Genomic DNA, 22,369 nt, shown 5'->3' on the forward strand with positions numbered 1-22,369 from the left:
CCTAAGGGCGCTCGGCTTGAACGGTGAGGAAGACGAACTCGGGTGTCAGAACCTCTTCAAAGCCGTGGTTCAATTCCGCATCAACACTAATACTATCCCCGGCTGAAAGCGTGAATCTTGCTTCGCCATAGCGATAGACTGCCTGTCCTTCGAGGACCTGAACAAACACAACGCCGTGCCCGACATAGGTGGGCGGTTGTCCCTCATCCCGCAACAGCGTTACGCGACGAGCCTGGAAACGCAGGTCTTTCCGAGAGTGCAATGCGAGGTTGACATATTCATGCGAATGTCCACCGGCTAAGCGAGTGGACTTCAACCCTTCGCCATGGCGCACGAGGGTATAGTCGGTGTGATCAGTTCTTGCTTCGCGAAACAGTGAAACGATGGGGACTTCTAGTGCTTCCGCCAATGCCGCAAGAGTGTCAATCGAAGGTGATACCAGCCCATTTTCGATACGGCTGACCATCGCAGCCGAAATACCCGATTGTTCGGCAAGCCGGCGGGCGGATTGCTTCCGGCTTTGACGCAGCTCCCTCAGAGAGGCGCCAATGGCACGGTCAATCTGTCTTCCCGGCGTGTCAACTTGCATGAAACGTCCCGTCAATCTTCGCCGTAATAGCCTACGACGTCTCCTTTTGTTGTGACACCCAGACCATTTAGCAACCGATTGGCATAATTGAAATATCCCACGATTTGATTGATTTCGAGGATCTCACCGTCTTCCCAGCCAGCATCTTTCAAGGCGTCTACATCCGATTCTTCCATGGTGCCCGGCGACAGCGTCAGCTTCTCAGCATAGCTCAACGCGGCCAGATGTGCGCCCTCGAACGCATCCTGAGGGCGATGCGCCGTAAGCGCAGCCTCAATTGAGTCGGCGCGTGCGTCGTCACCGATCAGATGACGGGCGTTTGCCCAGTGGTTGGCATAGGAGTAAGGGCACGTGTTCAGCGTGGAAACGTAGGAGCTTATGACTTCCTGAAACCACATAGGCACTGAATTGGCGTCATCATGAAGGCAGGCGCGATACAAAATGACGTGCCCTTTCATGGTGTTGGGACGTAGCGAATGGACACGCATCACGTTGTCCACTGTCCCATGCGGTGTACGCGCTAAATCAAGGGTATTCTTCAAATGTTCGTCGGCATCTTCGTCAGATATCATCCGAATCCAGGCAGACATTCATTCGTCCTTCTATAGTTTATTTTCGTATTTCGAGGTGGCGACAGAGCGCCCGGTGAGTTTTTTTATTGACGAATATTGCACATTAAGCAACCATATTGATTAGCGCGCAACAGATTTGAGGATTCTGAAGCTTTGCCAGATCGCTCCGCTTTGCCAAATTCAAAGCTGCAGATGTCTTGTGCCAACAGGCATGACGAGGGATCGCGGTTGATCAAATGCGCGCAAAGTCGAAATGCGCCTGGTTTGTTGACGGGCTATACTCGCAACCTCAAAGGTCAGCTATTGCGTCTGACCCGGATATCGACAGGTTCGGCATGACTCAGCCCTCCCCCATGATAGAAGTGACCAATCTTGATAAGTATTATGGCACTTTCCATGCACTCAAGAATATCGATCTGACTGTTCATCAGGGTGAAAAGGTTGTGATCTGCGGCCCGTCTGGATCGGGAAAATCCACGCTGATCCGTTGTTTCAACGGGTTGGAATGGCATAACTCTGGACGTCTCGTGATTGATGGCATCGAAGTTTACAAAGACGCAAAAGAAATACGTGAGTTGCGGCAAGAAGTCGGAATGGTGTTTCAGCAGTTTAACCTGTTTCCGCATTTGACCGTGCTTGAAAACCTGATGATCGGGCCGATGAAGGTGCGAAAGATTACCAAAGCTCAGGCCGAGGAAACCGCACGCAATTATCTTGATCGAGTTCACATTCCCGAGCAGGCCGACAAGTATCCGGCGCAATTGTCGGGTGGGCAACAACAGCGCGTTGCCATCGCGCGGTCCTTGTGCATGGAAACCCGGATCATGCTGTTTGATGAGCCGACCTCTGCGCTTGATCCAGAGATGATAAATGAAGTGCTGGATGTGATGGTGGAACTTGCCGATACCGGTATGACCATGGTTGTTGTCACCCATGAGATGGGCTTTGCCCGTAAGGTCGCTGACACGATGGTCTTTATGGAGGCCGGGCAGATCGTGGAAATTTCACCCCCAGAACAGTTCTTTACCAACCCGTCCAGCGAACGCTGTCGCCTGTTCCTGAACCAGATATTGGAGCACTGACGTGACCGATCTGAGCATATCACGGGGAAAAGGACAGTCGTTGCCGAAACCGCCATTCTACAAGCGGTTCTTTGGCTCGGTGTTTGTCTCGGTCACGATTTATGCAATCATCGTGGGACTGATCGCCTATGGCTCGTATGTTGGTGCTCAGGGAATGGGGTATAACTGGCAATGGTACCGGGTGCCCCAGTTCCTCTACCGCAACACAGAAATCGGCTTTGAGTGGGGTGAGATACCCATAGGGTTGGTCGCCACGATCAAATTGTCTGTCATTTCTTTCCTGTTGGCCACTGCTATTGGACTGCTGGTCGCGTTGCTGCGTCTATCCGGCCTGGTAATTGGTACGGCTGTAGCAGTTGGCTTCCTTGAACTTATCCGAAACATTCCTCTACTGGTCCTGCTTTATCTGTTCTACTACGTGCTGGGCCCGATTTTTGGATTTGACCGGTATACCGCCAGTATTTTGACCTTGGCGGTGTTTCATTCGGCGCTGATATCCGAAATTCTGCGGGCTGGGATTAATGCCATCCCAACTGGTCAGTGGGAGGCGGCTAAATCCATCGGGATGACCCCCTATCAGACCTATCGTTACATCATCCTTCCGCAATCTGTTCGGTTTATGTTGCCGCCGATGACGGGCGAGGTTGTTCACCTAATCAAATCCTCGGCCATTGTCAGCGTTATTGCCGTCGCCGAGCTGACCACCTTCGGACGCAACATCATATCCGACACTTACATGAGTTTTGAAATCTGGTTCACCATCGCACTGGTCTATCTGGTGGTGACCCTGATCCTGTCGATCGGCGTAAGTTATCTGGAGAAGAAATATGCCGTCGACCAATAACCACAAGAATTTAACCGGACAACAAGGAGAACCAAGATGAAGCTATCTCGCAGAATGCTCGGGGTTGCCCTGGGCGCGGTCGTGGCAACTGGCATGGCGACCTCAAGCTGGGCGCAAAGCGCAACTCAGGAACTGTCCAGCGAAAGTGTAATTGAAACGATCAAACAGGATGGGGTGATCCGGATTGGCCTATCGCTGTTTGTACCTTGGTCGATGCGTGACAAGAACGGCGATTTGATCGGGTTCGAACTGGATGTTGGCCGAAAATTGGCCGAAGACATGGGCGTTGAGGTCGAATTTGTTCCAACTGCCTGGGATGGCATTATCCCGGCCCTTGTGTCTGGTAATTTCGACGTGATCATCTCGGGCATGTCGGTGACTGCACAGCGGAACCTGACGATCAACTTCACCGACCCATATGCCTATTCTGGCTTGGCCATTCTGGCCAACAAAGAGTTGACTGCAGGCATGGCGCGTGAGGACTTGAACTCGTCTGACGTTACCTTTGCTGCGCGTCGTGGCGCAACGCCGGCAACCGTGATTGCCAAGGCATTCCCTGAGGCTAATCTGCTGTTGTTTGATGAAGATGGCGCATCGACTCAGGAAGTGCTGAATGGCAACGCCCACGCCACAATGGCATCGCAGCCAACGCCCAACCGCGAGGCGGGGCGCAATCCGGAAACACTGGTTGTGCTTGAAGGTGAGCTGTTTGATCCACGTGGTGAGGCGTTTGGGATGCGCAAAGGAGATCCCGACGCGATGAACTTCTTTAACAACTGGATTGCACAGAATTGGCGGTCCGGCTGGCTGGAAGAGCGCCACAATTACTGGTTTGCCACTGAAGAGTGGGCCGGCCAGGTCGCCCAATAACCACTCTGACTGGGGGCGGACCCACCGCCCCTGGTCCTTATGCGGAGCGCTTTGGTGCAGGAATTCCTTAGAAAACTCAGATGGCCTGACTATGTGATCGTGGCAGTTTTGATAACCTTCTTTGGGTATATCTGGCTGTCGATCGAAGGTACGCTGAATTACAAATGGCGTTGGGAACTGATCCCAAGCTATATTGTTGGCTGGCATTCCGGGCGCGAAGAGTATTTTGCAAATCTGCTGCTGCAGGGTTTAGCAGCGACGGTTCGCATCAGCATCTATTCGGGTATTCTAGCGCTCATTCTTGGTACAATACTGGGAATTGCACGCTGTTCGGCCAATCTGACCATACGCATGCTGGCGCGTACCTATCTCGAGTTTTTGCGCAATGTGCCGCCTGTCGTCGTTGTTTTCATCTTCTTCTTTTTCCTATCACAACAACTGATCGATGCGCTGAACCTTGAACGTTGGGCGCGCGGTATTGCTCGGCAGGAAAACAACCAGATCTGGACCTTCTTCTTCGGCGAAATGCGTCGCTTTCCTTCGCTTGTTTCAGGGGTGATCGTTCTGGCCCTGTTTGAAAGTGCGTTTGTCGGTGAAATCGTGCGTGCCGGAATTCAGTCGATCCCGAAGGGTCAGCGCGAGGCGGCACGCTCGATCGGGATGAGCCGTATGCAAGAGCTGCGCTACGTTGTGCTGCCGCAGGCGATGAAAAAGGTTGTGCCCCCGCTAGCCAACCAGTTCATTTCATTGATCAAGGACAGCTCGATCCTGTCGCTGATCTCGGTGCAGGAACTGACCTACAAAACCGTCGAACTGGTCGCCTCGTCCCGGATGATCTTCGAGGCGTGGATTACAACAGCGGCGTTCTATTTTGTTGTCTGCTTTGGTCTCAGCCGCATCTTTGCGCGGCTCGAGAAGCGATCTGAAAAGCGTTAGGTTCAGGTCACATTCGGACCTGAACCATCCCGTCTTGCACCCGTGTTTCGAATACGCGCATCGCGCGGGTTGCCGGTGCTGAAACGGGCTTGCCGTCCCGGACATCGAATGCGCCCTGATGTAAAGGGCATTCGATCACGTGACCGTCAAAATAACCATCGCACAAATCGGCCCCACCGTGGTTACACAATGCCAGCGACGCGTAGACACCGCTGGGTGTATCGTACACCGCAATCATACGCGGCCCGATTTCCACGCGCGTGACCCAATTCTCTTCCAGTTTTGATACTTCGATCACATCGCGCCAGGGTTTTTCTGCTTTCATCACTCAAGCCCTCGTCTTGCGTCGCATGATCTGACGCAGAATGTCGCGATGTGCAGCCAGATAGCCGCCTTTTTCGACAAATATGTGATCTTTCAACTTCTCGTGCAGACGGGGCAGGGCGTGGAAAGGGACCGAGGCGACATAGTGATGCTCGGCGTGATAGTTCATGTTCCAGCACAAAAAGGACATAGGTTTTGACACCAGATTGGTGCGGGTGTTTTCTGACATCTGCGCCACGGTGGGCCGCCCAACATGTTCAGTCATGCGCACAAAGCGCATCACTGGCTCACCCAGAAACAGTGGTATGATCCAGTACCAGATCAAGCCCCACCAACCGGTGACCGCCATGGCCAGCAATATCGTTGCGTAGATGGCCAACATCCGGCGCGCGTCCCAATAGACCGATTGATGTTCTTCTTTGGGAATAAATCGCAGTTCAACGTCGCTGAGTTTGCCAAAGGCATGCCGGAACAGTTCAGTGAATTTGCCGCGCCAGTAGGGTAGGGCAGATAAATACAGAAAATACTGACCAAGTGTTTTCGGAAGCGGGATCAATTCGGGATCTTCTCCGGTCAGTTGGGTATAGGTGTGATGGTCACAATGCTCGTACCGAAAGAACCGGTGTGGCAGGATGATAATCAGGCCGCAAATCTGCCCGACCAGATCGTTCAGCCAGCGGGTACGAAACACCGTGTAGTGGACACACTCATGTTGTAGTGAGAAATGGTGAACCAGGACGACGCCCTGCAGAAACATCGCGGGCCAGATCAGCCAACTGTTCCAAGCCAGGGTGATCAGAGTTGTGGTGCAGGTCAGTACCAAAATCCAAAGTGCAAGATGACGCAATCCAGGCGCGTTCGAGCGTTGCATGAATCCTTTGAGTTCTTCGCGCGTCAGTTTTCCTTCGGCCAGTGCCTGAGTCAGCGGCGTGACGATAGCTTTTGACATGTGATTTCCATGAGTTTGCCGGAGCGGGGGTCTTGCCCTCTACGCATATACCGGCACCGGAGACGGGAGTGCTCCGCACCATAGGACCAACTCGATCAGGTCCTATTAACAAGATTATTTCGACAGGTGATGATTCGATCAAGCCGCGAATGATCAGCTCGCGACCCTTAATCCGATATCAGGGTCGGGATATTCAAACAGGCTTGCGGCACAAGGGTATTGATCCAGAATGGTTTGCCCGTTGGGCAACCGATCCGCATGAAAAACGCCGTTGTTCCAGTAGGTCACGCCGTCAATCTCGATTGTCGGGTCGATGACATTCCAGCTGATTTCACCGGGCGCGTAGGCCCCGCAGGTGTGGAAGTGCAGGATGCGCGGGTTGCCAAAGGCAGACCCGCCCCAGCGTTCGTAGTTGTCGCGCATGTCCCAAGGATAACCACAGCCTGGGTGAATGCCTGCATGCCAGGAATGAACGAAGCTACGGTCGATACCTAAATCTCCTGCGACCCGGTCATAATGTGCTTCGGCCTTGGACGCATTGGCAGGATCGCCTTCGAACCGCAGCAACCGCCCGTTCTCCATTATCGCAAAGACCGGGCGGTCGAATTCAATCGTATAGTCGTCATAGTATTTCGAACCTGTTCCCGTCAGAAAACTGATAGCTACGCGACCTGAGAAACTGTAAGCCGGAACAGGAGTAAAGACGGACATTGGAAAGCGCAGGATCGAGGTGTCACCTGTTGGTTTCAGGTTCATAATCGGTCTGCCACGAACATCAGTGCCCAGCGGGCAGGTCAGGCGTACCTCAGTCGATGAGTCCAACACCGCGTTGATATCGGCCTTAAGCTCCATGAACGCATCGTGGTGGCCATTAGAAAAGCCCGAGCCCAGCATCTCTTTGGACAATGCAAAGCTGACGATAATCTTTTTGCCCTGCGGCATATCCGAAAACCGCAACTGATCCCCAAGCCGGGCAAGGAACAGAATAATGTCTGCTTCTTCGAACCGGGCCATAAGATCAGGTGTCAGATGCGGATTGTCGGGGTTAAAGCCGACATCGACGGTATCGACGGTCATTCCCAGCTTATGGGCTACTCGGCTCACGACATCTACGCATTCGGCATCGAAGTACCCAAACTCGGGCGGTTCATATGCAATCAACAACTTGTCGCCCGTAGATGCGCGGGCGCAGTTGATCAGCAGATTTAGAGCACCCCGCTCCGGCGTCATATCAGACATCGACACATCCTGATTGCTTAGTATCTCAAATTTACGATCCGATGCGGGAGCTAATCCATTTGAAAGTATTAATGGCTCACATTAGGGTCACTAATATGATCCTGAACCTGCCCTATTCTGCATTGCGCGCCTTTGAGGCGGTCGTGCGCCATTCTGGATTTTCTCCTGCTGCCGACGAGTTAGGGGTCAGTCAGAGCGCGGTTAGTCAGCATGTCAGGACACTGGAAGAGTGGTTGGGCAGGGATTTACTCGTGCGAGGTGCGCGGCAATCGCGTCCAACCCGGGAAGGCGAACAACTAGCGCTGGCTATTGCAGAAGGATTGGGACGCATATCAGAAGTGTGCGCCCAATTGCGGGACCGCACCCGCTCGGATCGAACAATAGTCATCTCATGCCTGCCTGGATTTGCTTTTAACTGGTTGTTTCCAAGGCTACTGCACTTCGATCTGGCGCATCCTGACCTTTCAATATCAATTGCGACTGACACCGGTTACCACCCGTTCTCCGGAGCGGATTCAGATATCGGCATCCGATACGGGCTTGGAGAATATCCGGGGTTGGAAGTTGATTTGCTGATGCGGGAAAGGCTGTTTCCGGTTTGCGCCCCTTCACTTGCCTCATCGCTGACAAGCATACAGGATTTGGCGCAACACACGTTGCTTGTTGATGAAAACCTCCATCACGGCACATCCAGCCCTACTTGGGAATTCTGGGCACGGCAGAGTGGCTTGACCATGCCTTCATCGCCGCGGACACGCCGATTGGGGCAGTCAAACATGGTCATTCAGGCCGCTATCGAAGGGTTGGGCGTAGCGTTAGGCCGCGAGCCATTGGTCATTGATGCACTATGTGATGGCAGGCTGGTTCGTCCGTTTTCGGAAATGACCTTGTCGCCTTTATCATATTGGCTTGTGCGACGCCCAGAGACAAAGGATAGCCAGAAGGTCAACGAGTTTCTGAACTGGATAAAAGCCGAAGCAGCAGCCCAGCCAGACTTGCCACCGCTTGCGCCAAATTTGAATTAGCCCACCTTATATCTTTTATTACCAATCCGGCATGGCGTATTGCCAATCGAATGCCATAATGCCCCTAGCTACCGGATCGATAAGGAGAGCAGCCCATGTATCTCAGGAATTGTTGGTATGTCGCCGCCTGGAGCAAGGATATCGGCCGTGAGCTGAAAGCGGAAACCTATCTGGGTGAAAATGTTGTGCTTTATCGACAGCAAGATGGCACTCCGGTCGCGTTGGAAGATGCTTGCCCACACCGTAAGCTGCCATTGTCGAAAGGGAATCTGATAGGAGACACCGTAGAATGCGGCTATCACGGGTTGACCTTCGATTGCTCGGGGAAATGCACGGATAGCCCGACACAGCGCGGGATGACGCCCCGTCGCGCGGTCGTGAAATCCTATCCGGTTGTTGATCGCTATCGCCTGCTTTGGATTTGGATGGGCGATCCCGAGTTGGCCAACCCTGATCTGATTTTCCCTATCGAGAACTTTGACAACCCAACCTGGGGCATGACCGATGGCGGCGTGATGGACATCGATTGCCACTACCTTTGGGTCTGTGACAACCTGCTTGATCCCAGCCACGTGGCCTGGGTTCACGTCTCTTCATTTGCAGGGGCCGGAACGGATGAAGAGCCCCTGAATGTTGAAAAAACCGATCGAGGCGTGATCGTTTCTCGCTGGATCGAGAATAAGCCGCCGTCGCCTTACTACTCCAAGCTGGTCGCATTTGAAGGCGAATGTGATCGCCTGCAGCATTATGAGATGTGCCTCCCGGCGATCGGATTGAACAAATCCATCTATACGCCGGTCGGCACCGGCGGCTATGACAAAGATCCGGTCGAGCAGACCTTTATCAATATTTCGTACAATTTCATGACACCGATAAACGAAGATGAAACCAGATATTTCTGGTTCCAGCATCGTAATTCTGACCCTGACAATGCAGAGGTTTCGAAATTCATGAACGATGGTGCCCGGATGGCATTTATTGAGGATAAAGAAGTATTGGAAGAGGTGCACAAGGGCATGAAGAACGCAATGACGCCTCATATCGATCTGGGCCTGGATGCCGGAGCAAAGATTTATCGGCGCGTTTTGGATCGGGCGATTGAAGCTGAAACAACGGTAACCGAAAGCGCGCTAAAGCAAGCTTGATTTCTGGTTCGGGGCCGGATCGCCGGCCCCGTATCTTAGGCAGTTTCATAGATGATTGGATACCGGCCCCCTGCAAAGGGTGCGCCGGGTTTCAAACTATCGTCATGTAGCCATTCTGTAACCGAATCCCGAGGTTCATAGGTCGCACCTTCGACAGCAAATCGAATTGCGTATCCGCGCCTGCGACGTGTCGAAGTCCGATTGCCCATAGCCGAATGTACGGTCATTCCGTCAAAGGCGAGTGCGTCGCCTGGTTTCATGTTTTCAAAGTGGAAGATGTCATATTGGGCACGGTCGGCCTCAAAATCCGGCATGTCTATGTAATCCGGATTATCTTCTTCCAGATAGTGCAGGAAACCGCCTTGCTGATCGGTTTTGAAAGGCCGGTATTTTGCGCCCCATGCATGTGATCCACGCACAAATTCCAGTGCTCCATTGTCGGGGTCAACCGGGTCAAGTGCGATCCACATTGTCATGATCGGTCCTGCCACGGGCCAATAGGGCTGATCCGTGTGCCATCCGGTTTGAGTCCGCGTTCCCGGCTCTTTTACGAAAATCTGGTCATAGATTAACGATGTCCACGGACTGCCTGATACCTCAGCTACGCGTTGTCCGATATCCGATGTCAGGCAATAGTCCTGAAAAGTGCCGGGGTTTTCGCGCATATTTTTATACGCAAAGTAACGGTCTCCTTTTGTGACTTCGGTATCAACTGCATCCTGTAATTTGCTTAGCCAGTCGTCTGACAGGATGTTCTTTAACAATACGACGCCGTCGCGCGCGTAGGATTCCTGCACGTCCTTAATTTCATTTGGCTTGGTCATCTGATCCATCCACTTAGTTTCCACCCGTTTCCGGGCGGGTTCGTAAATTGGCGCGAAGCGCCGCGATCCACGTGGTGTCAGTAAGATGGAGAACTGCGGCAATTGATGATGAAACAAGGCCAACGCGACCGGGCAGACCATTTGCCAGCGAGGTTCCGGTGAAACTGTTTAATGCGGAAGTTCATGACTCACCGTACAACAATTTGGTTAAACGGCCAATAGTTTTGCGTGATGGTAAAATATTTTATTGACCGTACATTGCTTGTGGTCAATATTGGGATCACCATGCAAAAATATTCTGTGTTCTCGCTCGCCCGGAATGCACTTTCAGGGCACCGAAACTGGTCGCGGGCTTGGCGTTCCCCCCCGCTCAAAGACCAGTATGAGGTTGTTGTGATCGGTGCTGGGGGGCACGGTCTTGCGACCGCCTATTATCTCGCCAAAGAATTCGACATTACAGACGTCGCTGTGGTTGAAAAAGGTTGGCTAGGTGGTGGCAATATCGCTCGTAATACGGTGACCATCCGATCCAATTACATGCGGGACGAGTCGATCCCCTTCTACGTCAAATCCGTCGCCATGTATGAGGGTCTGACGCACGAACTGAACTTCAACATGATGCATTCGAAGCGCACCATGGTGGATGTTGTGCAAACTTGGCCCAAGTTGCGCGAGCTCAGGCGACGGCAACTGGCGATGGATATTTATGGATCGACTTACGAACAGATATCGGAGATCGAACTGCGTAGAAGAATACCCGCGCTGACCGGGGGCGGCCCGGATGCGCGTTTGCCTGTAATTTGCGGCATGGTGCATACGGATGCTGGCGTGAACAGACATGATGCAGTGGCGTGGGGATATGCGCGCGCGGCTGATGCGCTTGGGGTCGAGATACACCAGCAAACCGCAGTTCAATCTCTGATCCGCGGGGCTGATGGCCATATCAGCGGTGTCGAAACCAATCGCGGTAGGATTCGTGCCAAAAAAGTTGTTGTCGCCGTCTCAGGCCATACCACAACGTTGACCGAAACCGTCGGGCTGAAGCTACCTTTGCGCACGATGAACCTGACGGCATTTGTGTCCGAGCCGGTGAAACCATTAGTGGACGTCATAGTGAACTGCCCTGACAGCGGGTTCTATTTCAGCCAATCCGACAAGGGAGAAATGGTGATCGGTGGTGCACCGGATATGGGTCAGAGTTTCCGACGCGATATTAAGCAGAACGTGTTTGAAGACACGGTAACCGCGATGCTTTCCCTGTTCCCGTCGTTCAAGAAACTCAAACTTATGCGTCAATGGGGCGGGCATCTGGACATTGCTCACGATGCCTCACCCATTATGGATCAGACAGACTTGCCGGGTTTGTTTGTAACAGCCGGTTGGTGGGGTGGATACAAGGCCATCCCCGCAGGTGGGTTGACGCTTGCCCATCTGGTGGCCAAGGGCGAGCCTCATCCACTGATGTCTTCGTTTACGCTCAACCGGTTTCGCCATCTGGATTTTGTGATGGAAGCCGGGACAACCACGGCGCGTTAGGAGGGTAAGGTTCATGATGCTAATTCCCTGCCCATTCTGCGGCAAACGTAATGAACGCGAATTTATCTTTGGAGGCGCGGTCGGTGCAGACCGCCCCGACCCGAACAGCGTTAGCGACGCCGAATGGGTCGAGTATCTGACCGTGGTGCCTAACCCATTGGGCCCGGTTCAGGAACGGTGGTGGCATGCGCGAGGTTGTGGCGAGTGGGTCACGATTTGGCGCGATACCCGGACCCATGACATCGTGGAGGCCGCAGATGACTCAGAATAACCGCTGTGCATCGGGTGGGCGAATTGATCGAAATCGGCCTCTGCGATTTACCTTCAATGGCAAATCCTATGAGGGGTTTGAAGGCGATACTCTGGCCTCGGCCTTATTGGCCAACGGTGTTCGTGTTACGGCGCGAAGTTTTAAGTATCACCGCCCTCGTGGCATTGTTGGTCATGGTCCCGAAGAACCCGCGACACTGGTGGAGCTGGATGGTGAGGATGCCTCGGGAAACCGCCCGGCAACCACCGTCCCTTTGCGCGACGGGCTAAGCGCGCGTTCGGTGAATTGCTGGCCATCGCCCGAGTTTGATATTGGCGGTGTAAATCAACTGCTCAGCCGTTTCATACCGGCCGGTTTTTATTACAAGACGTTCAAATGGCCCAATTGGCATCTTTTTGAGCCTTCAATTCGCAAAGCTGCCGGGTTGGCTGCTGCACCAGCTCAGCCGCCATCCTCGGGGCATTTCGAAGCGCGCCACGCCCATGCTGATGTCTTGATCGCAGGCGCAGGCCCGGCCGGACTGATGGCAGCGCTTGAGGCGGGACGGACGGGTAAGCGCGTAATCCTTGCCGACGAAGGCTCTGAGGCAGGTGGCAGCCTGTTGAACCGCAATCTTTCCATCGACGGGCAACCTGCAATGGGTTGGGTGGAGGATGCCGTTCAGGAGCTGCGGGGGAGGGCCAATGTGACCCATTTGCAGAATGCGACCGTCTGGGCATATCGCGAACACAATTTGCTGATTGTGAATGAGCGTAATCCTGTACAGGGAAGCATCATTGAGCGTTCTTGGCGCGTGAGGGCAGGCGAAGTGGTTATCGCCACAGGCGCAACCGAACGTGCCATGGTCTTCAGCAATAACGACCGGCCCGGGGTTATGTTAGCATCCTCGGTACAGGCCTATTTCAACCGATGGGGGGTTGTTCCCGGAAAAAGAGTAGTCCTGTTTACCAACAACAACAGTGTATATGCGGTCGCCTCTGATCTGATCGCGGCAGGGGTGCGGGTTGAGGCTATCCTCGACAGTCGCTCAAGCGTACCTCAGGCCGCACTGGAATTGGTGCCCGAAATCACTGTGCAATCTTCAACCGTTGTTGGAGGTGTGCGCGGTCATAAAGGGGTCAAAGCAGTAAAAGCCGTTTCCACATCGGGTTCTGTAAATTGGATTGAATGCGATTTGCTTGCGCATTCAGGGGGATGGAACCCGACTGTACATTTGTGGTCTCAATCTCGCAGCACGCTAAGGTTTGACGAAGATTTGGCTGCCTTTCTTCCTTATCAACCAGTGCAGAACTGCACAGCGGTTGGCGCTGCGGCTGGGCAACTGACACTTGATCAGATTATCGATGGGGGTGAGGAGCTTCCATATGAGATCGAGCCGCTTTGGCGGGTAGATCTGCCTGACCAGCGCGGAAAGGCGTTTCTGGATATTCAGAATGACGTGTCTGTCAGTGACGTGCATCTGGCTCTGCGTGAGGGCTATGACAATGTCGAACATGTCAAACGCTATACCACCGGCGGCATGGGTATTGATCAGGGTAAGACCGGGAACATCAACATCATCGGCACTGTTGCGATGCAAAAAGGTGTGCCGTTGCAAGAGGTCGGAACAACCACTTTCCGCTCGCCCTACACACCTGTGTCCTTCGGTGCGATCGGCGGGCTACGCGAGGATTCGGTTCTGTTCCCCTATCGGCACACGCCAGTTACCCAGTGGAACAAAGACAATGGCGCGGTCATGTATGAGGCCGGTGCGCGTTGGCGGCGCCCGGGTTATTTCCCTCAACAGGGTGAAGGCCTACAAGACGCCGTGAACCGTGAATGCCGTGCCGTTCGGGAGGGCGTTGGCGTCTATGATGGCTCACCGTTAGGGACATTCGAGTTGAAAGGCCGCGATGTCCCTCAATTCCTGGATTTTATCTATGCGAACGTGATGTCTTCGCTGACGCCTGGCAATGGTCGTTACGGGCTGATGCTATCGGATGATGGGCTGATCCTGGATGATGGCGTGGTGTTCCGGCTTGATGAACACAGATGGCTTGTTTCCACCTCTACCGGTCATGCGGATGCAATAAATCAGCATATGGAAAAGCTGCTTCAGACAGAATTCCCGGATTGGCAGGTGATGATCACGACAGTGACAAGCCAATGGAACAACGCCACGATTTGCGGCCCGCGCGCGCGCGATGTGATGCAGGCTCTTAGCACAGATGTCGACCTCTCGCCCGAGGCGTTTCCATTCATGTCTTTCAGGGATGGGACCGTCGCAGGTTTTCCCGCGCGCATCGTTCGCGTCAGTTTCACGGGTGAACTTTCCTTTGAAGTCAATGTTGCCCCACGCCACATGGCGGCGTTATGGGCCAAGGTGATGGAAGCAGGTGCCCCCTTTGGGATCCTCCCGGTGGGCTCGGAATCGAGCCACGTGCTGCGTGTCGAAAAGGGTTTCCTGTCGCTGGGACACGAAGTCGACGGCACAGTGGATGCCTATGACCTTGGGATGGGTTGGGCAATGTCGAAGAAAAAGACAGACTATCTTGGCAAACGCTCGATACAGCTGCGTCGCGAAGGAAAAGCAATTCGGCGGGAGTTGGTGGGCATTCTACCCGAAGATCACAACAGGCAAGTGCCAGAAGGCGCGCCGCTAACCCCCGGAGGTCGTAAAGAGGCCACCGAAGGCCTCGTAACTGCCTGCGTCTGGAGTGTTGTGAACGATCGCTGGGTCGGGTTGGCATTGCTGAAGAATGGTCATAGCCGACACGGGGAGACTGCTCATGTCCGCCTGAAAGATGAAGTGATCCCAGTCAAAATCACCAAACCGGTGTTCCACGATCCCGATGGCAAACTCTTGAGGTCCTGAGATGACTTATGACGCGGCAATTGCGCGCCAACCCCTAAACGCGCTGTTTGATCTAAAAGGGAGTTCGGCTGCCATTCAAAACTGGGCAGCTGATGTTCTGTCGACACTGCCAGAGCGGCCAAACTCGCGGTCAGGTCAAGCTTTAGTCGAATTGTATCATGTCGGGCGAAACCACTGGATCGCGCGCGCTCCGCTGGAGCAGGAAGCCGAACTGGAGAAACACCTCAGCCCAACCAATTGCCCGGCGGAAATCAGCATCGTGCGGGTTTCGGATATGCTGACATTCTTTCGAGTGGTCGGTCCGCAAGCTGACGAAGTGATGTCCGTTGCGTGTCCGTTGGATATACATGAAACTGAGTTCGGCGAAGAAACCGTGACATATACTGAATTGTTTGGCCTCAAAGCACTATTTATGCGGTGTGAAGATGGTTTTGAATTTGCCGTAGAGCAGAGCTTTGGCGATATGGTCGAGGATTATCTTTCCCGTGCCGTCGCCTAGAGGGAAAAAAGCGAATGGCACGAACACATATTCACAAATATCAAACCCGCTATCACGCTCAGGCGACCTATTCCAAGGCGATCCGGGCGCGAGGCGATTTTGTCTTCATGCAGGGCCAAGTTGGAACTATGCTGGATGGGACACTCATCGGCGAGGGCGACCCCGGTGTCCAGGCGGATCAGGCTTGCCGCAATATTCAACGCTGGATGGAAGAGGCCGGAGGCAGCCTTGCCGATGTTTGCAAGCTGACAGTCTATGTCACTGATATTTCCTACCGGCCTGCCGTATATGAGGCAATCAACCGCTGGTTTGAAGGCGTGCATCACTGTTCGACCGGGGTTGTCGTGCAAGGTTTGGCCGACCCTTCACTGTTGGTTGAAATTGATGCAATGGCTGTGATCGACGAAGACACGGACGAAAGCGCTTGAATGGGTGGCGGTCGAGTTGTCTAGAATATCACTGTATGACAGTATGTCGAAGTGCAGCCCAGATTTATTATTAATTTGAGATGCTTACTATTCTGACTTCAATATTACCGATCTTTTTGATTATCGCGTTGGGTCTGGCACTTCGTAAAGGTGGAATTCCCAGCACCGATTTCTGGAACCTGAATGACAAGCTGGTTTATTGGGTTTTGATGCCCTGCCTGTTATTCACGAAGATCTCGTTATCGCCGTTAGATAAATCTGCGCTTGGCCTTTATTCGATGACCATATTGGGTGGGTTTTTGGCGGCGCTGGTATTTGCAGTCATCAGTGCCCGTCTGATGGGATATGCGGCACCGCAGGCGACGTCGATCTTGCAGGGAAGTGCGCGACATAACTCATTCATAGGCCTTGCGCTTGCAGCCAATCTTTACGGTCCAGTGGGGTTTGACATCGCCATTCTGGCGACAGCCATATTGGTGCCTATCACCAACATCGTCATGGTGGTCATGATGGTGGGGGCATTGAAACAGGATACTGCGACCCGATTGCCGATCGCTATCCTGCGTGAGCTTGGGCGAAATCCCTATGTCATCTCGATCCTATTGGCGATTGGGGCCAACCAGATGATCGGTGACCGCATTCCTGTTGTCCACGAGGTGGCTGACATTCTTGGGGCGGGCGCATTGCCCATTACTCTGCTGGCTGTTGGCGCAAACCTGCGTGTCCGGGCGATGGCGGCGAGTGCGCTGCCTCTAATGCTGGCTATTGTCGGCAAGATGATGGTTTTTCCGGTTGCTGCGCTATGTATCGGAATATTTGTCGGGTTACCTCAGGATGTTTTGCAGATTGCAGTGGTCTATTCCGTGGTGCCTACGGGGGCTTCATCGTACACTTTGTCCAAGCAACTAGGCGGGGACGCGCCTTTGATGGCCGCAATCGTCACGCTTCAGACCTTGATAGCAGCCGTTAGTATACCAATTTCGTTGGCGATATTGTTGCCGTTAATCGGTTAGACGAACCGAAAAATTCAACCCAATGGGTTTAGGATGTTACTGACCCATTGCGCAATATCCAGTAGCCGGGCGTCATAGCCCTTTGGCGCGACAAGCTGTATCCCTAGTGGCAATCCATTTTGGTCGGTCCCAAAAGGGATGGCGATCGAAGGAACCTGCAAAAGGTTCCACATGCGCGAGAACAAGGGATCTCCGGTCGCTTCCAGGCCCACCGGGGCCGTACCTGGCGCAGACGGCACAAGAAGGGTATCGGTATCCCCAAAAATCTGTTCCAATACTAATCCAGCACGATCACGGAGGATCAGAGCATGCTGGTAATCCACCTCGCTGATCTTTAACCCGGCTTCGATCAGCGCGTGAAATTGAGGACTGATCGCTGGCAATCCTTTTTCAAATTCATCGCGGCGTAATCGTGCGGTCTCATATGCCATTACAGTGTGATGTGCCGAGGTGAGTTCAGAAAAAATAGCAGGGTGGGCAATTTCGCCAGATTCCGATCCTGCGGCTGCAATGGCGGACATAGCACGGGTGCAGGTGTCACGCATCTCAATCGAGCCATCCATCCAGTGTGGTCCGCGCATCAGGCTGACCCGCGGCAAACTGTCCTCAAAACGCGCTCGTTGAGGCTGCTCGATGCCGCGTAGAACCGCATCGGTAAGTGCAAGATCATATGGATGACGGGCGAGTACCCCAAGCGTATCAAGGCTTGGTGACAACCCCATCACACCGGAAAGCGGGTAGCCATGGATCGTAGGGCGAAATCCATAAACTCCGCAATATGCAGCCGGTCGGATCAATGATGCCGCCGTCTGCGATCCAAAGGCCAGCGGAGCCATGAAATCAGCGACCGCTGCAGCGGAACCCGATGATGAGCCGCCCGGAGTATGGCCTGGATTGTGCGGGTTCGCAGTTTTGCCGGGCCGGAAATAGGCGAACTCGGTCGTAACTGTTTTGCCGATAGGAATGGCGCCCACATCGAGAAGCATTTGAACGCAGGCCGCGTTCATTACCGGTTGTCGATTAGAATACAGGTCACTGCCCCAACTGGTCGGCATGTCATCGGTATCGACGATATCCTTGATTACGAATGGGACACCATGGAGCGGCCCGTCAGATTGCCGATTATCGGCAGCCAGTGCCCGATCCATGGCGCGATCTGCATCAAGGTGCTGAAATGCCCCAAGCACAGGTTCGCGAAGTGCGATCCGTTCGAGATGTGCCTGCATGACCTCCGATGGCTTGACTTCTCTTATCCGGATCAGTCGGGCCAGTTCGTGCGCGCTGCGGCGACATAAATCACTCATGCCTTGAGTGCTTTCACCGCAGCTGAAAATGGATCGACCGGCATGTCATAGATGCCACCACCCAACCGACCAGCCTGACCCAACCTATCAAGTATGCCAAGCCCAACTGCTGGACCAGAACCTTGCGCCACCGCTCCGCGCGCAGTTGAGCCAAGCCGAATATCCAGAGAACGAAAATAGGGATGAGAACCTGCTGACAGACCTGTCACCCGTGCGTTGGAATTGTCAGGTAGATAAGCGCCGAGAACCTTTTTCTGCTCGGGGCTAAGTTCGATGGCCATGGCACCAAGGCCAAAGGCCTCGACCACGGCGCTGTCTCCGATGGCACCCAGGGCGCGGTCTTCGGGTAAGTCGGTATCGAGGCGACCCTTGGGCGGTGCTGCGGGAACAGTAAACCACCGTCCCGGCAGGCCCGAGATCTGAATGCCAACCTCTCGCCCATTACCACCTGCTGCCGTCACAAAACTGGAGCCTTCGACACCTTCGGCAAGCTTCATCATCAGCTTGGTCGCCGCCATCCAGAGATTCAGGAACAGCGAAGGAGAGTTCGCCATGAACTCCAAAACATCTTCGTCGTTGATGCCATCGGATGTGCGATCCTTAAGTTCATCAACCAACGCTTCTGTTGCGACGGGTGTGCGCCCATGGCAATCATCGCCACCTACCAACCCCGTAACCGCCAATGGAACCAACGCAATCCCTTCGGCCAGACCGTTTTGCAGCACATCCAGAAAGCGCGTGTTCAGCCAGCGGATGTGTTCGAGAACAGCGTCCGAGCGCAGACCCAATCGCAGCGACGGGCGTGCTCCACCATTGATCGGGGAAAAAACCCTCGTCTGACCGCGCCATGCGTCGTAGACCGAATGCAACGGCATGGAGGCGGACACCACGGCTGCCAGCGGTGTGACGACGTCGTGCTCCTGTGCCGGGCGTAACGCGATCTCACCTGCCATGATCATCGCTTCGGCCTGATCAAAGTCACGGGACAGACCTTCCCAGACTGCAGCAACACAAGCTGAATTGAGGATCGGAGCGGTGATATCCGCGGGGCGCGAAAAGGCTGGACCTGCGTGCAACAGTACATTTTCTGGCAGGTCAAGCGCGTCAGCTGCGGTATTGAATCGATTCCAGACCGGCTGTGTGACCATCGCCCGATCAAAGGCCAACTGGTCTGACGGGTGTAGGGTCATGATCCCTCCGGAGGAATGATCCAAGTTTCCGAGAAGTAGAGAAATGCGGTCGTGGTCTCATACCCGGCCTGCACGCGCGTACCCAACTTACCCGGCAGCGTGTGGCCATTGACGATGATCTGGGCCGCATGGGCAGGAACCAGTAGCGAGAACATGTTTTGCTCACCCGAGGCGACCTCATGTGGGGACAGTTCCAATGCACGAGGTGCTTCGAATCCTTCCCAAACCAGTTCAACCGTCAAGGGGCCGCCTGCAATTGTTTCGGTATACCGATGGCTCATCGGGTCGCCCGAACTGCGCACGGCATGTGCCCCAATTTCAGGCAGGGTTGCGAACGAAGGCGTATTGGCAAAGGCAGCCAGTTTACTGATAAAGTTCTTTTTAAGGAACGCGGTTAGTTCGGGATTGTCGCTGAGGATGACATTTGGGGCATTCGGTGGACCCTCAACCTGATCAGGCGATCCCAGAAGCAACAGCACCTGCCCCTGACCGACCGGAGACCAAGCCACCCGAAAGAATAGCGCCAAGGCGCTAAAATTGCCATTCTCGTCTTTAAGCAGGATGCCCGGGTTTTCGCCTGTCCAGTCAACAACGCCGGGGGTGATGGGCTCGTTCAGGGGCATCAGGTGTCCTCCGCAGGGGTAACCCAAGTTTCCGAGAAGGCCAGAAAGGCCGTGCTCATCGTGCGTCCAAAGAATTGGCGATCTGCCACCTGACCGCGCAGGGCGGTGCCGTTGATCCTGACCTGAGCCTGTTTGGCCTCAAGAAATACGGAATACATCTCGTGTTCTTTGGTCGCCGAGTTTTCGCGTGTGACTTCCACCGGCAGCGGTGGCCCCATATCCTGCCAGATCATGTCCAATGTCACACCCGAACCACGCAGGGTCTCGGAATAGCGTGTCTTGAGGTCACCGGGCCGCTTTTCAACGCTGTCACAATCCAGCCAGGTCATGGCCTGCAAGCCCGGTTTGCCAACAAATGTTGGCATCTTGGATACCCAGCCTTCAACGATCCAACGCATCATACGCTGGTTGTCGGTCATGATCAGGTTTGGGACTTTCGGCCAGCCGCTGGCCTCGTCCGGAGCGCCCAATACAATTGCTGCATGACCACGCCCATATGGCGACAGAACCACGCGAAAGAACAACGCCAGCGTATCGTAAAGGGCCTGATCGGGCTGCTGTTTCAGATAGATGCCCGGGTTCTCGCCCGACCAATCAACCCGCCCCGGGTTGTGAGGGATTCGCATGCTCATGACCAGCTTGCCTCGTATTCTTTCAAAGCATTTTCGATGAAAACGCGGCGCTCAAACCCCTGCAGATGATCGCCGGACCTCAGAATATCAGCAACCTTGAACGAGACTTCTTTCTGCAGGGCGCCATCATCGCGACCTTCCTGCAACGGGATTTTCAACACGGTATCCCCGGCATAAGTCGGGATTATACCCTTGAAATTGTCAGTTGGCTGTGCAGGTGGAGTTCCATTTGCCAGGGCCCGGATCGCGTTGCGCAACATCCGGCGCGCCTTGGCCACACCACGATCTGTGAATGACAGGTTCTCACGGGCATGAATGTTGATTGGGCCCTGGCTGACCCAAGCATCATAATCACCCGGATCGCGTTGCCGCATTTCATAGGTGCGATCAGGACCCTGGCCGTAGAAATCGGTTTTGCCAAAGCCCACTTCGTCCCGATTGGTCATGCCGCGCGGGTCGTCGTTGAACCGCTCTTCCCGAAAGTGACGCCAGGCGATGACCATGGTGTTGGTGTCATCAATTGGAGTGATCCATCGTGACAGCCCACCGCGTCCAAAGTACCTTGATCGATCCGGAATTGGGAAATGCCCGCCATTCTGAGTGAACGATGGCAACATGTGGTCATGTACTCGCACCCAGATGAAATCACCATCCCGACGCACATTGGTATAGAAATCGCCGGTCTGACTATCGTGAAACTCAATCATCGGCATATGCGCGAATGCTTCGTGGAACTGCACCCGCGCAGCCTTGGTGTGCAGATAGACCACATGAAACGGGTCCCACGCGTTCTCCATCACCTGTAGCCAGTTGCAGGGTGACTTGATGAGATACGGTACCAGTTCATCACCTTCATCATCGAAGGTATCCATAACCGGGAAAGGCGGGGTCCTATCTGCCGGACCCATATAGGCAAAAGCCAACCCTTTGTATTCGATGATTGGGTACGCCCCGAGACAGGCCTTTTTCTTTACCTGAGACGCAGGGGGTTCGCATGGTGTTTCCAGAACTGTCCCATCCAAGCCATACTTCCAGCCATGGTAAGAGCAGCGAATGCCGCCTTCTTCCACGATGCCGAATTCCAGGCTCATGTTTCGGTGGCAGCAATGCAGATGGGTGCATCCCAGCCTGCCATTTTTCTTTTCGCGAAACAGGATCAAATCCTCGCCCAGAATTCGGAGGCGATAAGGAAGATCTCCAATTTGATCAGTCATGGCGACGGGCATCCAAAACCGGCGCAGATACTCGCCGCAGGGTGTTCCAGGACCAACCTCGGTCAATTCCGTGTCGTAGTTTTCTGACCAGACACCTTGCTGATCGTGACCGCGAAAATTCCCTTTTGGAACCGTGAATGGGCTGTTGTCAGATGGGGTGTTCATTTTTGACCTTCCAGTCGTCGTGGCTTACGCATCCAGCGATTGGCTTCTGCATGTCTCGAGCTTCCACTCGGGAATGACCTGCCGATGTCTCATGCCGGATATGGCTGGACGCTGCAGTGCGCGAATGCTCTACAAATCTAGCGCTCTCTAATACATTATATTTTTTTATTGATAGTACCATCCATATGTCAATTAGTTATTTCTTCGCAATTCTGCGCCCTGCCAATTTGTCGGCCAACGC

At 54.0% G+C, this 22,369-nt stretch carries 23 protein-coding genes; 12 read left to right on the top strand and 11 right to left on the bottom strand.

Annotation, left to right across the window (positions count from 1 at the left end):
- Position 1: 1 nt before the first annotated feature.
- Positions 2-589 (bottom strand): helix-turn-helix domain-containing protein, encoded by a 588-nt coding sequence (locus tag ACR0DU_RS09295; RefSeq protein WP_010441577.1) that lies wholly within the window; start codon positions 587-589, stop codon positions 2-4.
- A gap of 11 nt (positions 590-600) precedes the next feature.
- The gene (locus ACR0DU_RS09300; protein ID WP_170774393.1) at positions 601-1,179 is read right to left on the bottom strand and encodes a peroxidase-related enzyme; all 579 of its coding nucleotides are present in this window, start codon (positions 1,177-1,179) and stop codon (positions 601-603) included.
- A gap of 317 nt (positions 1,180-1,496) precedes the next feature.
- Here ACR0DU_RS09300 and ACR0DU_RS09305 point away from each other — a divergent pair, with 317 nt between their 5' ends.
- From ACR0DU_RS09305 to ACR0DU_RS09320, 4 genes are read left to right on the top strand one after another with little or no spacing between them, the layout of a single operon-like run.
- Complete coding sequence (locus ACR0DU_RS09305) at positions 1,497-2,243, top strand: amino acid ABC transporter ATP-binding protein (RefSeq protein WP_319544528.1); 747 nt, start codon at positions 1,497-1,499, stop codon at positions 2,241-2,243.
- Between the two features lies 1 nt (position 2,244).
- Positions 2,245-3,087 (top strand): amino acid ABC transporter permease, encoded by an 843-nt coding sequence (locus ACR0DU_RS09310; RefSeq protein WP_480873906.1) that lies wholly within the window; start codon positions 2,245-2,247, stop codon positions 3,085-3,087.
- Between the two features lie 36 nt (positions 3,088-3,123).
- Positions 3,124-3,957, top strand: coding sequence for a transporter substrate-binding domain-containing protein (locus ACR0DU_RS09315; protein ID WP_480873909.1), 834 nt, complete (start codon positions 3,124-3,126; stop codon positions 3,955-3,957).
- 54 nt (positions 3,958-4,011) lie between these two features.
- Positions 4,012-4,893: an amino acid ABC transporter permease gene (locus ACR0DU_RS09320; protein WP_170475251.1), complete on the top strand. Its 882-nt coding sequence runs from the start codon at positions 4,012-4,014 to the stop codon at positions 4,891-4,893.
- A gap of 7 nt (positions 4,894-4,900) precedes the next feature.
- Here ACR0DU_RS09320 and ACR0DU_RS09325 read toward each other — a convergent pair whose 3' ends face one another.
- The 3 genes from ACR0DU_RS09325 to ACR0DU_RS09335 form a co-directional block, all read right to left on the bottom strand.
- Positions 4,901-5,218, bottom strand: a complete 318-nt coding sequence (locus tag ACR0DU_RS09325) for a non-heme iron oxygenase ferredoxin subunit (RefSeq protein ID WP_010441571.1) — start codon at positions 5,216-5,218, stop codon at positions 4,901-4,903.
- A gap of 3 nt (positions 5,219-5,221) precedes the next feature.
- Entirely contained in the window at positions 5,222-6,166 is a 945-nt protein-coding gene (locus ACR0DU_RS09330; RefSeq protein ID WP_010441570.1) for a fatty acid desaturase family protein, read from the bottom strand.
- A 153-nt stretch (positions 6,167-6,319) separates the two neighbouring features.
- The gene (locus ACR0DU_RS09335) at positions 6,320-7,405 is read right to left on the bottom strand and encodes a hypothetical protein (protein ID WP_480873913.1); all 1,086 of its coding nucleotides are present in this window, start codon (positions 7,403-7,405) and stop codon (positions 6,320-6,322) included.
- A 95-nt stretch (positions 7,406-7,500) separates the two neighbouring features.
- Between ACR0DU_RS09335 and ACR0DU_RS09340 the strand changes: the two genes are divergently transcribed.
- Together ACR0DU_RS09340 and ACR0DU_RS09345 are read left to right on the top strand one after the other, a co-directional pair.
- Positions 7,501-8,430, top strand: a complete 930-nt coding sequence (locus tag ACR0DU_RS09340) for a LysR substrate-binding domain-containing protein (protein ID WP_480608038.1) — start codon at positions 7,501-7,503, stop codon at positions 8,428-8,430.
- 95 nt (positions 8,431-8,525) lie between these two features.
- Positions 8,526-9,575 carry an aromatic ring-hydroxylating dioxygenase subunit alpha gene (locus ACR0DU_RS09345; RefSeq protein WP_480455431.1) on the top strand — a complete coding sequence of 350 codons (1,050 nt, stop codon included), beginning with the start codon at positions 8,526-8,528 and terminating at the stop codon, positions 9,573-9,575.
- A 35-nt stretch (positions 9,576-9,610) separates the two neighbouring features.
- Here ACR0DU_RS09345 and ACR0DU_RS09350 read toward each other — a convergent pair whose 3' ends face one another.
- Positions 9,611-10,399 carry a phytanoyl-CoA dioxygenase family protein gene (locus ACR0DU_RS09350; RefSeq protein ID WP_480455430.1) on the bottom strand — a complete coding sequence of 263 codons (789 nt, stop codon included), beginning with the start codon at positions 10,397-10,399 and terminating at the stop codon, positions 9,611-9,613.
- Between the two features lie 285 nt (positions 10,400-10,684).
- On the opposite strand from ACR0DU_RS09350, the gene ACR0DU_RS09355 reads away from it, so the two are divergent.
- The 6 genes from ACR0DU_RS09355 to ACR0DU_RS09380 all read left to right on the top strand — a co-directional run bounded on the left by ACR0DU_RS09355 (position 10,685) and on the right by ACR0DU_RS09380 (position 17,000).
- Positions 10,685-11,935 (top strand): FAD-dependent oxidoreductase, encoded by a 1,251-nt coding sequence (locus tag ACR0DU_RS09355; protein ID WP_480715809.1) that lies wholly within the window; start codon positions 10,685-10,687, stop codon positions 11,933-11,935.
- A gap of 13 nt (positions 11,936-11,948) precedes the next feature.
- Positions 11,949-12,206 carry a sarcosine oxidase subunit delta gene (locus tag ACR0DU_RS09360; protein WP_480873918.1) on the top strand — a complete coding sequence of 86 codons (258 nt, stop codon included), beginning with the start codon at positions 11,949-11,951 and terminating at the stop codon, positions 12,204-12,206.
- Entirely contained in the window at positions 12,193-15,060 is a 2,868-nt protein-coding gene (locus ACR0DU_RS09365) for a 2Fe-2S iron-sulfur cluster-binding protein (RefSeq protein WP_480873921.1), read from the top strand. The genes ACR0DU_RS09360 and ACR0DU_RS09365 overlap by 14 nt, the downstream gene beginning before the upstream one ends.
- Position 15,061: 1 nt before the next feature.
- Entirely contained in the window at positions 15,062-15,559 is a 498-nt protein-coding gene (locus tag ACR0DU_RS09370; RefSeq protein ID WP_480873924.1) for a sarcosine oxidase subunit gamma, read from the top strand.
- 14 nt (positions 15,560-15,573) lie between these two features.
- Entirely contained in the window at positions 15,574-15,987 is a 414-nt protein-coding gene (locus ACR0DU_RS09375) for a RidA family protein (protein WP_480873926.1), read from the top strand.
- 80 nt (positions 15,988-16,067) lie between these two features.
- Positions 16,068-17,000, top strand: a complete 933-nt coding sequence (locus tag ACR0DU_RS09380; protein WP_480873928.1) for an AEC family transporter — start codon at positions 16,068-16,070, stop codon at positions 16,998-17,000.
- A gap of 14 nt (positions 17,001-17,014) precedes the next feature.
- Here the strand turns inward: ACR0DU_RS09380 and ACR0DU_RS09385 are convergent, their stop codons facing one another.
- From ACR0DU_RS09385 to ACR0DU_RS09405, 5 genes are read right to left on the bottom strand one after another with little or no spacing between them, the layout of a single operon-like run.
- Positions 17,015-18,304 carry an amidase gene (locus tag ACR0DU_RS09385; RefSeq protein WP_480873930.1) on the bottom strand — a complete coding sequence of 430 codons (1,290 nt, stop codon included), beginning with the start codon at positions 18,302-18,304 and terminating at the stop codon, positions 17,015-17,017.
- Positions 18,301-19,494, bottom strand: a complete 1,194-nt coding sequence (locus tag ACR0DU_RS09390) for a YlbE family protein (protein ID WP_480873931.1) — start codon at positions 19,492-19,494, stop codon at positions 18,301-18,303. The genes ACR0DU_RS09385 and ACR0DU_RS09390 overlap by 4 nt, the downstream gene beginning before the upstream one ends.
- Positions 19,491-20,117: a hypothetical protein gene (locus tag ACR0DU_RS09395; RefSeq protein ID WP_480873934.1), complete on the bottom strand. Its 627-nt coding sequence runs from the start codon at positions 20,115-20,117 to the stop codon at positions 19,491-19,493. The genes ACR0DU_RS09390 and ACR0DU_RS09395 overlap by 4 nt, the downstream gene beginning before the upstream one ends.
- A complete protein-coding gene (locus tag ACR0DU_RS09400) occupies positions 20,117-20,749 on the bottom strand; it encodes a hypothetical protein (protein WP_480873937.1) in 633 nt (210 codons plus the stop codon). The genes ACR0DU_RS09395 and ACR0DU_RS09400 overlap by 1 nt, the downstream gene beginning before the upstream one ends.
- Positions 20,746-22,128: a Rieske 2Fe-2S domain-containing protein gene (locus tag ACR0DU_RS09405; RefSeq protein ID WP_480873939.1), complete on the bottom strand. Its 1,383-nt coding sequence runs from the start codon at positions 22,126-22,128 to the stop codon at positions 20,746-20,748. The genes ACR0DU_RS09400 and ACR0DU_RS09405 overlap by 4 nt, the downstream gene beginning before the upstream one ends.
- Positions 22,129-22,369 lie beyond the last annotated feature (241 nt).

This window comes from Ruegeria sp. G2, assembly GCF_056533505.1.

What these genes read in the sequence shown, in the direction of transcription:
- ACR0DU_RS09295 (WP_010441577.1), bottom strand. Translation starts at nt 589, where the DNA reads ATGCAAGTTGACACGCCGGGAAGACAGATTGACCGTGCCATTGGCGCC.
- ACR0DU_RS09300 (WP_170774393.1), bottom strand. Translation starts at nt 1,179, where the DNA reads ATGTCTGCCTGGATTCGGATGATATCTGACGAAGATGCCGACGAACAT.
- ACR0DU_RS09305 (WP_319544528.1), top strand. Translation starts at nt 1,497, where the DNA reads ATGACTCAGCCCTCCCCCATGATAGAAGTGACCAATCTTGATAAGTAT.
- ACR0DU_RS09315 (WP_480873909.1), top strand. Translation starts at nt 3,124, where the DNA reads ATGAAGCTATCTCGCAGAATGCTCGGGGTTGCCCTGGGCGCGGTCGTG.
- ACR0DU_RS09325 (WP_010441571.1), bottom strand. Translation starts at nt 5,218, where the DNA reads ATGAAAGCAGAAAAACCCTGGCGCGATGTGATCGAAGTATCAAAACTG.
- ACR0DU_RS09330 (WP_010441570.1), bottom strand. Translation starts at nt 6,166, where the DNA reads ATGTCAAAAGCTATCGTCACGCCGCTGACTCAGGCACTGGCCGAAGGA.
- ACR0DU_RS09335 (WP_480873913.1), bottom strand. Translation starts at nt 7,405, where the DNA reads ATGTCTGATATGACGCCGGAGCGGGGTGCTCTAAATCTGCTGATCAAC.
- ACR0DU_RS09340 (WP_480608038.1), top strand. Translation starts at nt 7,501, where the DNA reads ATGATCCTGAACCTGCCCTATTCTGCATTGCGCGCCTTTGAGGCGGTC.
- ACR0DU_RS09345 (WP_480455431.1), top strand. Translation starts at nt 8,526, where the DNA reads ATGTATCTCAGGAATTGTTGGTATGTCGCCGCCTGGAGCAAGGATATC.
- ACR0DU_RS09350 (WP_480455430.1), bottom strand. Translation starts at nt 10,399, where the DNA reads ATGACCAAGCCAAATGAAATTAAGGACGTGCAGGAATCCTACGCGCGC.
- ACR0DU_RS09355 (WP_480715809.1), top strand. Translation starts at nt 10,685, where the DNA reads ATGCAAAAATATTCTGTGTTCTCGCTCGCCCGGAATGCACTTTCAGGG.
- ACR0DU_RS09360 (WP_480873918.1), top strand. Translation starts at nt 11,949, where the DNA reads ATGATGCTAATTCCCTGCCCATTCTGCGGCAAACGTAATGAACGCGAA.
- ACR0DU_RS09365 (WP_480873921.1), top strand. Translation starts at nt 12,193, where the DNA reads ATGACTCAGAATAACCGCTGTGCATCGGGTGGGCGAATTGATCGAAAT.
- ACR0DU_RS09370 (WP_480873924.1), top strand. Translation starts at nt 15,062, where the DNA reads ATGACTTATGACGCGGCAATTGCGCGCCAACCCCTAAACGCGCTGTTT.
- ACR0DU_RS09375 (WP_480873926.1), top strand. Translation starts at nt 15,574, where the DNA reads ATGGCACGAACACATATTCACAAATATCAAACCCGCTATCACGCTCAG.
- ACR0DU_RS09380 (WP_480873928.1), top strand. Translation starts at nt 16,068, where the DNA reads ATGCTTACTATTCTGACTTCAATATTACCGATCTTTTTGATTATCGCG.
- ACR0DU_RS09385 (WP_480873930.1), bottom strand. Translation starts at nt 18,304, where the DNA reads ATGAGTGATTTATGTCGCCGCAGCGCGCACGAACTGGCCCGACTGATC.
- ACR0DU_RS09390 (WP_480873931.1), bottom strand. Translation starts at nt 19,494, where the DNA reads ATGACCCTACACCCGTCAGACCAGTTGGCCTTTGATCGGGCGATGGTC.
- ACR0DU_RS09395 (WP_480873934.1), bottom strand. Translation starts at nt 20,117, where the DNA reads ATGCCCCTGAACGAGCCCATCACCCCCGGCGTTGTTGACTGGACAGGC.
- ACR0DU_RS09400 (WP_480873937.1), bottom strand. Translation starts at nt 20,749, where the DNA reads ATGAGCATGCGAATCCCTCACAACCCGGGGCGGGTTGATTGGTCGGGC.
- ACR0DU_RS09405 (WP_480873939.1), bottom strand. Translation starts at nt 22,128, where the DNA reads ATGAACACCCCATCTGACAACAGCCCATTCACGGTTCCAAAAGGGAAT.